Annotated in this window: 14 protein-coding genes; 5 read left to right on the top strand and 9 right to left on the bottom strand. The window is 71.6% G+C overall.

Features of this window, described 5'->3' with window-relative positions:
- Nucleotides 1–160: 160 nt before the first annotated feature.
- The 3 genes from ACWDGI_RS24110 (at nt 161) to ACWDGI_RS24100 (ending at nt 3,853) form a co-directional block, all read left to right on the top strand.
- The gene (locus tag ACWDGI_RS24110) at nt 161–955 is read left to right on the top strand and encodes a class I SAM-dependent methyltransferase (RefSeq protein WP_450762180.1); all 795 of its coding nucleotides are present in this window, start codon (nt 161–163) and stop codon (nt 953–955) included.
- 185 nt (nt 956–1,140) lie between these two features.
- Nucleotides 1,141–2,250 carry a C40 family peptidase gene (locus ACWDGI_RS24105; RefSeq protein ID WP_450762178.1) on the top strand — a complete coding sequence of 370 codons (1,110 nt, stop codon included), beginning with the start codon at nt 1,141–1,143 and terminating at the stop codon, nt 2,248–2,250.
- A 289-nt stretch (nt 2,251–2,539) separates the two neighbouring features.
- Nucleotides 2,540–3,853: a PP2C family protein-serine/threonine phosphatase gene (locus tag ACWDGI_RS24100; protein ID WP_450762176.1), complete on the top strand. Its 1,314-nt coding sequence runs from the start codon at nt 2,540–2,542 to the stop codon at nt 3,851–3,853.
- Between the two features lie 45 nt (nt 3,854–3,898).
- Here the strand turns inward: ACWDGI_RS24100 and ACWDGI_RS24095 are convergent, their stop codons facing one another.
- The 3 genes from ACWDGI_RS24095 to ACWDGI_RS24085 form a co-directional block, all read right to left on the bottom strand.
- On the bottom strand, nt 3,899–4,231 hold the full coding sequence (locus ACWDGI_RS24095) for a DUF2516 family protein (RefSeq protein WP_450762174.1): 333 nt from the start codon (nt 4,229–4,231) through the stop codon (nt 3,899–3,901).
- A 132-nt stretch (nt 4,232–4,363) separates the two neighbouring features.
- Nucleotides 4,364–5,014, bottom strand: a complete 651-nt coding sequence (locus ACWDGI_RS24090) for a hypothetical protein (RefSeq protein WP_450762172.1) — start codon at nt 5,012–5,014, stop codon at nt 4,364–4,366.
- A 77-nt stretch (nt 5,015–5,091) separates the two neighbouring features.
- Nucleotides 5,092–5,610, bottom strand: coding sequence for a helix-turn-helix domain-containing protein (locus ACWDGI_RS24085; RefSeq protein ID WP_450762170.1), 519 nt, complete (start codon nt 5,608–5,610; stop codon nt 5,092–5,094).
- 206 nt (nt 5,611–5,816) lie between these two features.
- On the opposite strand from ACWDGI_RS24085, the gene ACWDGI_RS24080 reads away from it, so the two are divergent.
- On the top strand, nt 5,817–6,746 hold the full coding sequence (locus ACWDGI_RS24080) for a hypothetical protein (protein WP_450762168.1): 930 nt from the start codon (nt 5,817–5,819) through the stop codon (nt 6,744–6,746).
- A 14-nt stretch (nt 6,747–6,760) separates the two neighbouring features.
- Here the strand turns inward: ACWDGI_RS24080 and ACWDGI_RS24075 are convergent, their stop codons facing one another.
- The 3 genes from ACWDGI_RS24075 to ACWDGI_RS24065 form a co-directional block, all read right to left on the bottom strand.
- The gene (locus ACWDGI_RS24075) at nt 6,761–7,330 is read right to left on the bottom strand and encodes a DUF6817 domain-containing protein (RefSeq protein ID WP_450762166.1); all 570 of its coding nucleotides are present in this window, start codon (nt 7,328–7,330) and stop codon (nt 6,761–6,763) included.
- Nucleotides 7,331–7,508: 178 nt separating this feature from the next.
- Nucleotides 7,509–7,985, bottom strand: a complete 477-nt coding sequence (locus ACWDGI_RS24070; RefSeq protein WP_450762164.1) for an HAD domain-containing protein — start codon at nt 7,983–7,985, stop codon at nt 7,509–7,511.
- A gap of 15 nt (nt 7,986–8,000) precedes the next feature.
- A complete protein-coding gene (locus ACWDGI_RS24065) occupies nt 8,001–9,941 on the bottom strand; it encodes a HelD family protein (protein WP_450762162.1) in 1,941 nt (646 codons plus the stop codon).
- Between ACWDGI_RS24065 and ACWDGI_RS24060 the strand changes: the two genes are divergently transcribed.
- Nucleotides 9,918–10,331 (top strand): hypothetical protein, encoded by a 414-nt coding sequence (locus ACWDGI_RS24060; protein WP_450762160.1) that lies wholly within the window; start codon nt 9,918–9,920, stop codon nt 10,329–10,331. The two genes, ACWDGI_RS24065 and ACWDGI_RS24060, sit on opposite strands and share 24 nt — an antisense overlap.
- Nucleotides 10,332–10,344: 13 nt before the next feature.
- Here ACWDGI_RS24060 and ACWDGI_RS24055 read toward each other — a convergent pair whose 3' ends face one another.
- The 3 genes from ACWDGI_RS24055 to ACWDGI_RS24045 all read right to left on the bottom strand — a co-directional run bounded on the left by ACWDGI_RS24055 (nt 10,345) and on the right by ACWDGI_RS24045 (nt 13,712).
- A complete protein-coding gene (locus ACWDGI_RS24055; RefSeq protein WP_450762158.1) occupies nt 10,345–10,953 on the bottom strand; it encodes a TetR/AcrR family transcriptional regulator in 609 nt (202 codons plus the stop codon).
- Between the two features lie 23 nt (nt 10,954–10,976).
- A complete protein-coding gene (locus ACWDGI_RS24050; RefSeq protein ID WP_450762156.1) occupies nt 10,977–11,510 on the bottom strand; it encodes a hypothetical protein in 534 nt (177 codons plus the stop codon).
- Nucleotides 11,511–11,591: 81 nt separating this feature from the next.
- Entirely contained in the window at nt 11,592–13,712 is a 2,121-nt protein-coding gene (locus ACWDGI_RS24045; RefSeq protein WP_450762154.1) for a phosphotransferase, read from the bottom strand.
- Between the last annotated feature and the right edge of the window lie 284 nt (nt 13,713–13,996).

Genomic DNA, 13,996 nt, shown 5'->3' with positions numbered 1-13,996 from the left:
TCAACCGTTCGAGGGTGGGATGCGTAGGGGTTCGGTTGGGGGCCTGGGGGCGGGCCGGTGGGGGCCGAGCGCGCCCACGCGGCGGAGCCGCATGTCGCCACAGCCCCGCGCCCCTTAGGGGCGCCTCACTTCGGGGCGCTCACTGTTTACCCTCTTAGACATGACAGCCCGCGCCCCCTCCCGCCCCGTGGGAAACGTGACGCGCGGGACCACGAACCCCAATCGGCTGCGCCGCATGGACCGGTGGATCGCCGCCACGCACGGGGCCGCGCTGCGTCGCGCCGTCGATCCCGTGGCCGTGGACCTCGGATACGGTGCCGCTCCCTGGACCGCCGTCGAGTTGCTCGGGCGGCTGCGTACCGTCGCGCCGCGTGCGCGGGTCGTCGGGATCGAGATCGAGCCCGACCGGGTCGCCGCCGCGAAGCCGTACGAGCGGGACGGACTGGTCTTCCGGCATGGCGGGTTCGAGATCCCGGTCCCCGGGCGGCCGTTGCTCGTGCGCGCGGCCAACGTGCTGCGGCAGTACGACGAGGACGAGGTCGCCGCCGTCTGGGCGCGGCTGTGCGCACGGCTCGCGCCGGACGGGCTGCTGGTCGAGGGGACCTGCGACGAGATCGGGCGACGGCACGTGTGGGTCGCGCTCGGGCCGGAGGGGCCCCGGACGGTGACCTTCGCGACCCGGCTCGGCTCCCTGGAACGGCCGTCCGACCTCGCCGAGCGGCTGCCGAAGGCGCTGATCCACCGCAATGTGCCGGGCGAGCCGGTGCACGCGTTCCTGCGGGACTTCGACCGCGCCTGGGCGGCCGCCGCGCCCTACGCCTCGTACGGCGCCCGGCAGCGGTGGATCCGGACGGTGCGGGACCTGGCCGGCGACTGGCCGGTGACGGACTCGGCGGTGCGCTGGCGGCAGGGGGAAGTGACCGTGACGTGGGGGGCCTTGGCGCCCTCGGTCTGACGCCGGCGGCCCGGGAACGATCTCGGTGAGGTGTTCGTCACAAAGGCGGGGAGACGGCCATGCCTGGGGGGAGACCGGGAAGGAACCCACCTGTCACTACCTCTGTCGATTTGCGGCGTGACATGGCACGATCCTCCACGTGTCGGAAGTTACTGACGGTTAATCAGTTTTTGGGGGGTCGGGTCATGGGACCGGACAAGCACGACGTCCGGGCGGGTGGGCGTCACGGGATCCTGGCAGCGGCCGTGACCGTGGTCTGCGCGGTGACCGTACTGGCCGCATCCGGCACGGCGTTCGCGGCACCGAGCCCCACGCCGTCCCCCAGCAGCTCCCCCGGCGCCTCCGTGACTCTCGCGCCCGACAAGGACCTTGAGGCCGTACAGGCGAAACTGGACGATCTCTACCATGACGCGGCCGTCGCCACCGACGCGTACAACGCCGCCGAAGAGGCCGCCGAGAAGCAGTCCGCCGAGATCGTCGACCTGGCCAAGAAGATCGTCAAGGGGCAGCAGAAGCTCGACGGGCTGAAGGCTCGGGCGGGCCGGGCGGCGGCCGCCCAGTACCGCACCGGCGGGCTGCCCGACAGCGCCAAGCTGCTGCTGAGCGACAACCCCTCGCAGTTCCTGGACGGAGCCGGGAGGGTGCTCCAGGGCGAGCGCGCCACCAAGGGCCTGATCAGCGAACTGACCCAGACCCAGCAGGACTTGAAGCAGTACGCGGCGGACGCGGCCGACCGGTGGAACAGGCTGGAGGCGGGGCGCAAGGCGAAGGCCACCGCGAAAAAGAAGATCACGCAGCGGATCGCCGCCGCCGAGAAGCTCCAGTCGACGCTGCAGAAGAAGCAGAAGGAGCGGCTCGCCGAGCTGGAGCGGGAGGCCGCCTACAAGGCGCAGACCGCCTGGCTGGACACCGGGATACTCGACGAGATCCACAGCAAGGCGTCCGCGGCGGGCAGGAAGGCGGTCGCGTTCGCCACCGCCCAGATCGGCAAACCGTACGTGTGGGGCGCGGAGGGCCCGGACTCCTACGACTGCTCCGGGCTGACCTCGCAGGCCTGGGCGAGCGCCGGGCGGCCGATCCCACGCACCTCACAGGAGCAGTGGAAGCAGCTCAAGCACGTCGACGTGAAGGACATGCGCCCCGGCGACCTGATCATCTACTTCGACGACGCCACCCATGTCGCGATGTACGTCGGCGACGGCGCGATCATCCAAGCCCCGCGCCCGGGACGGACGGTGTCGATCGGCGGCGCCGGGACGATGCCGATCCTCGGGGTGGTACGGCCGGACGCCTGAGCACCACAGGGCACTTTGGGTGTGATGTCCCTTTCGTGACCTGTGCCATGTGACCCAGTGCACGCCAACACCCTTGGAAACCCCGGCACCGCGTGACCTTCGTCATCCCTGCCGGACGGCCTTCTTGTCCAACTGCGTTACGGCACGCGGCATATGCCAAGGGTCTGAGACGGAGCGACGGGGCTCACACCATTCCGTTGCGGCGGCCAGTACCGCTATGGTCCCCGTCGGGTGGGTCGAGGTCCCTCGCCCCGCCATGCCCTCGGGGGGAGGGAAGGAACCCAACACGATGCCCGTACCCGTACCGCGGCAGAGAGCGATCCCGGCCGTGGAGAGTGGTCAGGCGCCGGTCGCCATGCCCGCACAGGGCGGCGGCCACCTCAAGGAAGAGGCCAACCGCACGGAAGCCGTCGCCCCGAACAGCGGCGGCACCACTCTCACCCTGCTGCTGATCGAGGACGATCCGGCCGGTTCGCCGATCCTGCCCGAGTTGCGGGACGCGTCCGGCAACTCGATCCGTGTCCGCACCGCCCGCAACCTCACCGAGGCCGAGCGGCTGCTGACCGACGACGTCCACTGCATCCTGCTCGACCTGGCGCTGCCTGCGCCGGGCCGCGCCGACGACGACGCCGACGAGCTCGCCGTGCTCAAGCACGTGCTCAAGCTCGCGCCCCGGCACGCCGTGCTCGCGCTCACCGCCTCCGGTGACGCCGAGCGCGGCGCCGAGGCCGTGCGCGTCGGCGCGCAGGACTACCTCTTCCGGGACGAGCTGGACGGCCGGCTGCTGAGCCGCGCCATCCGGTACGCCGTCGAGCGCAAGCGGTCCCTCGCGGTCGAGCGCAAGCTCGCGGAGGGGCGGATGCGGGCGCAGGAGAACCGCCGCCTGGAGCGGGGCCTGCTGCCCACGCCGCTCCTGGACGGCTCCTCGCTGCGGTTCGCCGCCCGCTACCGCCCCGGCCGCTCCCGCGCGCTGCTCGGCGGTGACTTCTACGACACCGTGCGCACGCCCGACGGGACCGTGCACGCGATGATCGGTGACGTCTGCGGGCACGGCCCGGACGAGGCCGCGCTCGGTGTGGAGCTGCGGATCGCCTGGCGGGCGCTGACCCTGGCGGGACTGTGCGGCGACGAGCTGCTGGGCACGCTGCAGGAGGTGCTGGAGCACGAGCGCTCCGACGAGGAGATCTTCGCGACGCTCTGCACGGTCGACATAGCGCCGGACGGGCGCCGGGCCGGGCTGTGCCTGGCCGGTCACCCTGCCCCGCTGGTCGCCCGCCCCGGGCGGCCGGCGGAGCTGCTGCCGTACGACAACAACGGGCCGGCGCTGGGGCTGCTGCGGGGGGCTCGGTGGCCGCGGATGCAGGTGGAGCTGGGCGCCGAATGGAGCCTGATGCTCTACACCGACGGGCTGATCGAGGGCCGCATCGGCTCGGGCGGGGAGCGGCTCGGTCAGGACGGGATGGTCGAGATGGTGCGCCGGCAGCTCGGCGAGGGGCTCAGCGGGGAGGCCTTGCTGCGGGCGGCGGTCAACGAGGTGCGGGAGATGAACGGCGGCGAGCTGACGGACGACGTCGCCCTGGTGCTGCTGGACCGGCAGGCCTGACCGGTGCTCGCGGGGGGCGCGCCTCAGCGGGCGCGCCCCGCGGAGTCACCGCCCGCCGTTGTACGGCCCGTACGGGCCGTCGCTGCTGCTGCCGCCTCGGCGGCCGAAGCCGCGGCCGGAGACCTGCCTGAGGGCCGGGCGGACGTCGACGAAGAAGACGATCGTGGCGACCAGGCCCGCCAGCTGCAGGAAGAGCATGGGCACCAGCAGGTTCACCGCGACCGCGATACCGAGGATGATCAGCCAGAAACCCTTGTTCTGCTTGTCCGCGGCCCGGTACGCGTCGTTCCGGAAGAGCGCGGCCATGACCAGCGCCACCACGGCGAGGACCAGCATGGCGAGGTAGAGCAGCCCCAGAAAACTTGAGAAGCCCTGCATCAGCACAACGTCCACCACCCGTTTCGGCTTGTTCCTACGCGGCCACCGTACCCGCTGGGCCGATCCCGCTACCCCGATAACGGGCCGGACACCCGAGGAGTGCCCGGCCCGTGCGTCCCTTCGCCCTGCCGGTTACTTGGCCGGCGGGGTGGTCTTCTTGGCCGGGGTGGCCTTGCGGGGCGCCGGGGCCTTCTTCGCGTTGGCGTTGGCGTTGGCGGCCGGGGCCTTCTTCACCGCGGCCGGCTTGGCCTCGGCGGCCTTCGGCTGCTCCGCCTTCTTCTCGTCGGCCTTGACCACGACCGGCTCGGGCTTGCCCTCGACGGCGATGGCCAGGTCCTCGATCTCGTCGGCGGCCTCGCCGCGCCAGGTCTTCACGGCCTGCTCGCCGTGCTCGGCGACCTTCTCGTAGGTCTCGCGGGCCTTGACGGCGTACTCGGCGGCCACGCCGACCTGGCGCAGCGCGAAGTCCTGGGCGGACTCGCCGAGCTTCTTGAGGTCACCGTCGAGGGAGACGATGAAGTCGTTGACCCTGGCCTGGAGGCTGGCCTGCGCCTCCTTGGCCTTGGCACCGGCCTCCTTGGCGCGGGTGGCGGCCTTCTCCTGCACGGCCTTCGGGTCCGCGTTGCGGACGGCCTCGATGCGGGCCGGGGCCTCGGCGCGCAGCTGCTCGACCAGCCCGGGCACCTTCCTGGCCTGCTGGAGGGCGAGGTCGGCGGTGCCGGCGGCGAAGTAGAACGGAGTCGGGTCGCTGAGGGTCTTGCGCAGATCGTCGGTGATGGCCATGGTGATGGTCCTCCCGGATTCAGGTTCGGCTGAGGGTTTTGTGGTCCGTGGCGTGGCGGTCGGCGCGCTTGGCCGGCTCATCCGGCCGTCCGCCCCGGATCGGTCTCGCTGCCGGCGTCACTGCCGGTACCGCTGTCGGCGTCACTGCCGATGTCACTGCCGGCTTCGCTGCCGTCGCCCCGCACTCCGTCGCCCCGCACACCGCCGGCCTCGCTGCCGGCGGCGCTCGCGCTCTCCCCGCCCGACCCGAAGCCGTTCTCCTTGCGGAACGACTCGTAGATCTGGAGCAGCACCTGCTTCTGCCGCTCGTCGAGGGTGGGGTCGGCGAGGATGACCGCGCGCGTCTCCACCTCGTTCAGATCCCGCTCGGCGTCGAGGATGCCGGCGCGGACGTACAGCGTCTCGGCGGAGATCCGCAGGGCTTTCGCGACCTGCTGCAACACCTCCGCGCTCGGCTTGCGCAGCCCGCGCTCGATCTGGCTCAGGTACGGATTGGACACCCCGGCGGCGTCGGCGAGCTGCCTGAGCGACAGCTGCGCGTTGCGCCGCTGTTCGCGCAGATACTCACCGAGATTGCCGACGTTGAGCGATGCCATACCTCCACCCTGCCTCATCCTCGCTAACAATTGCAAGCACCCGCTTGCAAAAGTGTGCCCCGCGTGTCGCGCCCGCCGAGCTCGGCCTCGGCGGCCACGGGATCAGCCTCGGCAGATGCAGAAGGGATGACCCGGACCGACAGGGCCCACCCGTCTGAGTAGGACGACTCATGTGTGCCGCGGTGGGGGCTGGCAGGCTCCGCGGCATGACGACGAGTGGCAGAGGGACGTCGGCGGTTCCGCATCTCTTCCTGGTCTGGGCGGCGATGACGGCCACCGTGCCGACGCTCGGCTTCGGGTTGCTGCTGGCGGGCTGGGGCAGCGGTGTCGGGGCGGCGGCGCTGGTCCTCGCGGTGAGCGTGCCGCTGCTGACAGGCCTGCTGACCGTGGTGGGCGTACCGGCCAGGACCCTGGTGCCGCTGTGCGGCTCGGTGCGTGGGCGGCTCGGCTGGGCGACCCTGGTCTTCACCCTCGGCACCCTCGGCGTTCTGGCGGGCCTCGCCGCCTACAGCGGGCACGTCGGTCTGGGAAGCGCCGGCGCCCGGGTCGCGCTGACGGGGGTGCCGTACGCCGTCGCCGCGGCCTTCTTCGTGCCGAGCCGGTGGGTGCGGCTGGGGGCGGTGGCCGCGCTGGCGGCCGGTGTCGCCTACGGGGGCTTCGTCGGCCCGGCGCGGGCGGATCGGCACCGGCAGGCGGCGGAGATCGCGCGCTACCGGGAACACGCGGAGCTGCTGTATCTGGGCGCCCCGCCACCAGGGATGCGGGTGGCCCGTGCCGAGGTCGGCCCCGCCTACTTCACCGTCGCGTACCGCTCCGTCCGGGAGGGATACGACCTGTCGTACGTGGGGCTCGTGGTGCGGCCTGCGCTCACCCGGACTCCACAGTGCCCCGCGCCCGCGCAAAAGGCGGTGACCTGCACCGTGGACGCGCACGGTGAGATGCGCACGGTCGAGCGCATCCCCGGCGGCGTCCTCGCCGTCACCCTCACCCGCCGCCACCACGACACGGAGATCGAGGTCAGCAGTCAGTCCCTCGACGAACCCGGCCTGCGCCGCGTCCTGAACACACTGCATCCGCTGTCGGACACGGAACTGGAGAAGCTGATGCGGGAAAAGGTGATCACCCAGGGCTACTGAGCCGGGCCGGGCGCTCACCTCCCCCCGAGCACGCTCTGGCAGGACTCCCAGGCCGGCCGGCTCAGCAGGGGGCGGAAGCGGGTGAACAGGGCGAGGAGACCGGGACCCCACTTCTCGCGGAAGGACGGGTCCAGGCCGGCGAGGTCGAGTTCGTTGGCAGCCGTCAGTTCGGCGAAGTCCTGGCGCGGCCGGAGGCCGGGAACACGGGCGCGGCCGGTGAACCGGTCATGGACCGGGGCGTCGGCGTCCGCGAGCGCCGGATACGTGGCCTTCCGGTCGCAGGAGCCGTAGAGATACACCAGGGCTTCGGCCTCCGCGCCGATCACCGCGGCGAGTTCGGCACGGCGGCTCAGGGGGAACAGCGCGGTGGGGAAACCGTCGGTGCCGTAGAACGCGTGGCAGAGGCCGGCGAGCCGGAGGGCGGGGCGCGCACCCCATCCGGCGAGCTGCTCCTCGACGCGCTGGAGATGCGCGAGAAGAGTCCCGCCGGGGTGGGAGATCCCGTCCGCACCGAGGTGCCGCAGAAGGACGACGGCGGCCTCGGTGGCGGCGGGGAGGGAGACGGGGGCAGGGGTATCGGACACGGTCGGGATCCTTCCCGTACGTGGGGCCGGGCACCCGTCCGTACCGCCGCCCTCCACGCCGGCGTCGTCCACGCCGCCGTCGTCCACGCCGCCGCCGGCCGAGGACCGGCACCCGTGCGGCGTCAGCGGTGCGGCGTCACCCGTGCGCTGGCACCCGTGCGCCGGCACCCGTGCGTCGTCAGCGGTGCGTCGTCAGCCAGGACTCCAGGGCGCCGAAGTCCGCCGGTGTCAGGCCGAACTCGTGGGTGACGCGGTGGAGCAGGGCCGGGCCGTGATGGTGGGTGGCGACCCAGGCGCGGTCGGCCTCGGTGATCTCGTCGTCGATCCAGATGAACGGCCGCTCCCCCGCCCACTCCACCAGCGGCCGCGTCTTCCAGTGCAGCAGGGCGGGCGGCTCGTCCTCGTCCGGCCACTCCACGACGGGCAGCGGGGGCAGGCCCAGCCACGGGGCGACGCAGGCGTTGGCGTCGTCCATCCAGGTGGTAGCCCACACGAGCTCGCAGCCGAGTGCGGCCAGGCGCGGGCCCAGCGCCGGGTCGATGCGGGTGACCAGCGGGTTCAGGGGGGCGTGAGCGGTCTCGTAGGCCGGGTACAGGTGCCCCGCCGGGGCGCCGAACGGGATGAGGGTGCCGTCGATGTCCAGGAAGAGAATCATCGGGGACAGGATCCCTCAGAACGGCAGCGGCCTCGCGTGCACCACGTCCAGCCTCGTCACCGCCCGGGTCAGCACCACGTACAGCCGGTGCAGGCCGCGTGCCTCGCCCTCGGCCACCGCCGCCGGTTCCACCGCCACCACATGGTCGTACTCCAGGCCCTTGACCAGGCTCGCCGGGACCACGGCCACCCTGGCGCCGAGCTGGTCCGCCTCCGCCGGTTCGATGCCCGCGGCGGTGAGCGCGGCGCGTACGTCGGCGACCTGCGCGTCCGCCGCCAGGACGCCCACCGATCCCTCGCGGGCCAGGGCCTCCCGTACCGCGGTGACCGTGGCGGCCCGCACGTCCCGCGTCGGACGGATGGTCAGCTCCCCGTCGGCGCGGTAGGACCGGGCCGGGGGCACGTCCGTGTCCAGCCGTTCGAGCAGCCGGTTCGTCAGCTCCACGACCGCCGCCGGGACGCGGAACCCGGTGGTGAGCGGGACGACCGTCGCGTCCGGCTTGCCCAGGTGGCGCAGTACGGCGTCCCAGCTCCGCGCCGACCAGGGCGTGGTGGCCTGGGCCAGGTCGCCGAGGACGGTGAGGGAGCCGAAGACGGCACGGCGGGCGATCGCCCGGCACTCCATGGGCGACAGGTCCTGGGCCTCGTCGACGACGACATGGCCGTAGCCCTCGGGGTGTTCGACGAGCCCGGCGACCTCGTCGAGGAGCACCAGGTCGGCGGGTGACCAGCGGGCGGACTTGTAGGAGCGTGGCGGGCGGGGCCAGCGCAACGCCTGCTGCTCGTCGGGGTCGAGGAGGCCCTCGGCCGCCCGCGCCAGCACCTCGGCGTCCGTGAGGAGTCCGGCCAGCACCTCCTCCGGGCGGACCTTCGGCCAGACGGTGTCGAGGCAGGCGCTCATCGCCCGCGACCGTTCCAGACGGCGGGTCCAGGTGGCCGGCTGCGGACCGGCCCGCCGTTCGGCCTGGAGCTGTACGGCCCGCATCGCCCGCCCCCGCACCCGCTCGCGCCCGACGGCGTACGGCGGTTCCTCGCGCCGTACCGCCGCGACGATCTCGGTCAGCGCGGCGGCGGACACCCGCCAGGTGTAGGTGCCGTCGGAGAGGGAGAGGGGGTGGACGGCCTCGGTGGACACGTGAGCGTACAGGGCGCGGCGCAGGACCTCGGCCATCCGGGGGTCGTGCTTGAGCGCGGCGGCGCGGGCGGAGTCGGTGCCGGTGGCCGGGTGGCGGGCGATCTCCTCGTGGAGGGTGGTCTGGCGTACGCCGGTCTCGCCCAGCGCCGGCAGCACCTCGGAGATGTAGGAGAGGAAGGTGCGGTTGGGGCCGAGGATCAGCAGGCCGGAGCGGCGGATGCGCTGGGGGTGGGTGTAGAGGAGGTAGGCGGCGCGGTGCAGGCCGACGGCGGTCTTGCCGGTGCCCGGGGCGCCCTGGACGCAGACGGAGGCGGTGAGGTCGGCGCGTACCAGGTCGTCCTGGTCGGGCTGGATGGTGGCGGCGATGTCCCGCATGGGGCCGACGCGGGGCCGTTCGATCTCCCGGGCGAGGAGGGTGCCGGGGCCGGTCTCGCCCGCGCTCAGCCGCTCGTCCTCCCAGCCGGTGAGGTCGGCGGAGTCGCCGTGGCTGCCCGGGGCCCAGCCGAACCGGCGCCGTACCGCGACGCCCTGCGGTTCGTCGGGGCCGGCCTGGTAGAAGGCCCGGGAGACGGGTGCCCGCCAGTCGACGACCAGGGGCGGGGCGGTCGGCTCCGCGCTGATCCGCAGCCGGCCGACGCGGTAGCTCTGCCCGGCGTGCTCGCCGGAGGCGAAGTCCAGCTTGCCGAAGAACAGCGGGCCCTGGGGCAGTTCGCGCATCTCCTTGGCCCGGCTGCGCAGCCGGTACCCGAGGACCTCGGCGTCGGCGCCGGAGGCGGACACGTCCTCGCCGGTGACGACGTGCTCGGCGGCGCCTTCGACCATGCGGGCGAGGGCGGCTCGGCAGGCGTCGTGGTAGGCGCGCTCCCGGTCGAGTTCGGACCGCCCGGATTCGCGCCGACCGGGTTCGTGCCGACCGGATTCACGCCGGTCGAGTTCGGGCCGACCGGATTCGCGCCGGTCGAGTTCGGACCGCCCGGATTCGCGCCGACCGGGTGCGTGCCGGCCGAGTTCGGGCTGAGCGGGTTCGCGCTGAGCGGGTTCGGGCCGACCGGGTTCGCGCCGGTCGAGTTCACGTTGAGCGGGTTCGCGCTGAGCGGGTTCGCGCCGGACGGGTTCCTGCTGCGCGACTTCCTGCCGAGCGACTTCCTGCCGAGCGAGGTCCTGCTGGGCGAGTTCCTGCTGCATGGGAACAGCGTAGACGAGAAAACGTAACCCGGTTAAATTTTTAACCGGGAAGATCGGACAGCGCCCGCTCCAGCCGCCCGAAGGCCCGCTCCGCCGCCCGCACCGCGTCCTCCCGCACCTCCTCGACCCGCTCCCCGGCCACGATCCGCCGCCAGTTGTCCTGCGCGAGGATCCGCTGTACGGCGATGATCTGGCCGGCGGCCAGCCGCGCGTCCAGGGTGCCGCCGAGGGCCTCGGCGAGCGCGGCCTCGGACCGTTCCAGATAGGTGTGCTGGCGGGCGACGAGGGTGGCGGTGCTGTTGAGGAGGGTGTGGAAGGCGAGGACCTGGGGGTGGTCGTTGAGCCCGGTGATCGGGTCGTTGCGCCGCAGGCCGTCCAGGAAGTGGGCCCGCAGCACGCCGACCGGGGACTCGGCCCCCGCGACCAGCCGCGCGGCCTCCGTCTCGTGGTCGGCGATCCGGTGCAGGACCAGGTCCTCCTTGACCGGGAAGTACCGGAACAGGGTCGGCTTGGAGATGCCGGCCGCGGCCGCCACCTCGGCGACCGGCACCGCGTCGAACCCCTTCGCCAGGAACAGCCGCACGGCGATGTCCGACACGTCCTCGTACATCCGCCGCTTCTTGCGCTCCCGCAGGCCCATCTCACCCATGGGGCGAGCCTACGCAGCGAAGCTCAGGCCGCCGTCTCCTGTCGCCAGTGCGGGCGCTTGGCGAGGAACCACAGATCGTCGAAGTGTTTGGTCCAGGTCGCCACGGCCTCCTCCGCCGCGCCCTCCCGGGACCACACGTTCAGGTCGGTCCGGTAGCCCTTGGGGTCGTAGTACTCGTCGCTCAGATGGTTCAGCCGCATCCGCACGGACAGGTCATAGAGCCCGTGCAGCACCTGCTGCCTGTTGAAGATGCAGATCTTGTCGCGAGGGATACCGGGATAGAGGCGGTATTCGCACTCCACCCGCACCCGGCCGGCCTCCGTGAGCCGTTCCGCGAGTTCGGAGAGTATGCCGTCGTACTCGCGGCATCGCTGCTCCATGCGCTTGCGGAAGTCGGGGTCGTCCACGGGCATGTCCCGGTCCCCCTGGGCCGTGAGGCCGGTGACGAAGACGCCGACCAGCAGGACACGGGTCGCCGTCGACTCGACCCGCTCCTGGAACCGCCTCAGCCGGGACGCCCCGGTCTCGTCCGCCGAACCGTCGCTCCGCCCGGACATGCACGCCCCCTCCGCGCAGCACTGCCCCGCCGGCGCCACGGGCCCGTGGGCAGACCGGTATCCGGTTCCGCCATGGTCCACCTATGCCAGGGCACGGGCAAGATGTGGATTCGCCGTTGCCCGGGCCGGCAGCCCCAGGGAACCGATCGCCGCCGCCAGTGTCATGGCGTACGAGTCCACGGCCCGGCGGACGTTGGGGGCGTCCAGGCTCGCTCCGGTGACCAGCCGGTCCAGGTCCACGTAGGCCGAGCGGACGATCTCGATCCACCGGTAGACCCGCCAGTCCTGCTGCCAGGCATGAGTGTGGGTATCCGGCAGCAGGCGCTCCCAGCGGCGGAACATCCGGTCCCGGATCTCCGGCCGGGTCGGGGTGAGATGCATGTGCCGCACCAGGTCGTACAGGGGGTCGCCCACGATCGCCATCTCCCAGTCGATGATGGTCAACGCCAGGGCGTCGTCCCGCCGCACGAGGTTCCAGGGGTTCAGGTCACCGTGCAGGAGAGTCGGTTCGCGATCGCTCACCCGGTGCCGGGCCAGTATCTGCCGCAGCCGTCCGGCATCCGGCAGGCCGAGTTGCCTGGCGAGTTGCTGCGATTCCTTGGGCAGGTCCCCTACCAGGAGGACGAGCTGGTCACTCAGATAGCTGTAGAAGCTGTAGCCTGCCGCTCCGGCAGCCGGGTCGAGCTTGGTGTAGTCGACGCCCTTCAGTGCACAGAGCTGGTCGACCAGCCGATCCGCTTCGTGCGGCAGCAGCCCGTGCACCGGATGGTTGGGCGGCCTGTCGATGTCGAGCGGTCCTTCGTAGGTGTGGATGGCGAAGCTGTCCTTCCGGTATTTACCGGGGTAGCTCTCACCCAGGGCCAGGATTCGCGGTGCCGCCACCGAAACCCGCGAGGTCTCGATGGCCTTGAGTACGGCGTGCTCGCTGAGAAAACTACGTTCGCGCCGGAATACGTTCTTCACTTTGCGCCGCACCACGACAGGAAAATCGATGCCGGGCACCCGTACCACGGAATTCAGGTGACCGGTCCCCTTGAACACCCGCCCGGCCGGGGCCGCACCCTCGGCATGCAATGCCCCCTGCACCGCAAGATAAGGAAAGTCCGGGCGCTCGGGAACACGTTTGTCCGGTGTCCAGGGCACGGTGACGAAGCTCGAGAAAAGTCCCTTGCGTGCCTCTCCCCGGGAAATGCGCCACCGGAACAGAACGCGTTCGATCTCGGCCTCGCCGGGCAGGTGCCGCAGCCGCAGCGGTGCCTGGGCCGCGTCCAGGGCACGGCGCACCGCCACCGTCGCCTCGTCCAGGCCCTTCTGGTCGAACGATTCGTCCAGCGACGTCGCGGCCCGCATCACGTCCGGATAGACGGACTGGGCCTGCTCGAAGGCGACGTAGTGGCGCAGGTCCTTGGGTACGCCGTTGACGGCTCCGGGCCGGGCGCCCTCCATCGCCCGGACCCAGGCCTCGATCACCTCGGACCACTGATCACCGGGATACTGCATGCGCACCAGGTGGGTCGCCAGGTCGTGGAGGGGGTCGCCGTAGGTGGCGAGTTCCCAGTCGACGCAGATGAGCGACGGATGGCCTCCGTAGGTGACGATCAGGTTGTCCCGGTGCAAGTCGGCGTGGAGCAGGCTGTACGGCCGCCGGGCCATGACCGGAACCCTCTCCGCGAACCGGGTGAGCGCGTCCTCCGGAATGCCGAGCGCCGCGAACAGTCCGCCGAACGCGTGCAGGTTGGCCCGCCGGATCTGCTGGTCCGCACAGTGCGCCAGCGTCTGCAGAAAGCCCTGGCTGTCCTGGCCCTTGCTGGGCCAGGAGGCCGGCAGGCCCGGCAGGGTGCCTCGTCGCACCTGGGCCATCTGGGCGAGGAGTTGGGCGATTTCCTCGATGAGCAGGGTGTCGACGGGTTTGCCGTTGCCGCAGACGCTGGACAGCGGCACTCCCTCCACATAGCTGTGGATGGCGAACCCTTTTCCCTCGAAGAGGCATTCCGGCACGTGCGGCAGCGCGGCCCGGACCGCCCTGAGGATCTCGGCCTCGTTCTGCCACGTCCTGATCACCACGGGCAGCGCGTCGGCACGCCGGATGCGCACCGTCGCCGACATGCCGGGCTCACGGTTCAGCAACTGGGCCATGGGGCCGGTCAGCAGCAGGACGTAGTTCTTGTTGTGATACCCGCTGTGGGCCTTGCCGTGCTGCATGGCAGGGCGCACGATGTGCTCATAAAGCGCATCACCTGTGCCGGGTTTGGCGCGTTCCCCGATGGAAATAGAGGGAACGGAAGATGCGCCCACTGGCCGCTCCGGAATTGCTAGCGCTGGCTGGAAAGTACGGCAAACGGTAAACGCGGCTGACTGCCCGCACGACCAGAGGCGCAATCGAGTAGCCACAACGGGTGGGTTTGGTGCCCCGCTGCGTCAGGTCGTTCTGAGATCGGTGTGCTTGACCTTCTCATACGTTGGAACCGGAGCGGTTGCTCACACAA

Source organism: Streptomyces sp. NPDC001220, from assembly GCF_053597895.1.
The sequence above is the reverse complement of the archived record's forward strand: the minus strand, read 5'-3'. Positions and strand labels throughout refer to the sequence as shown.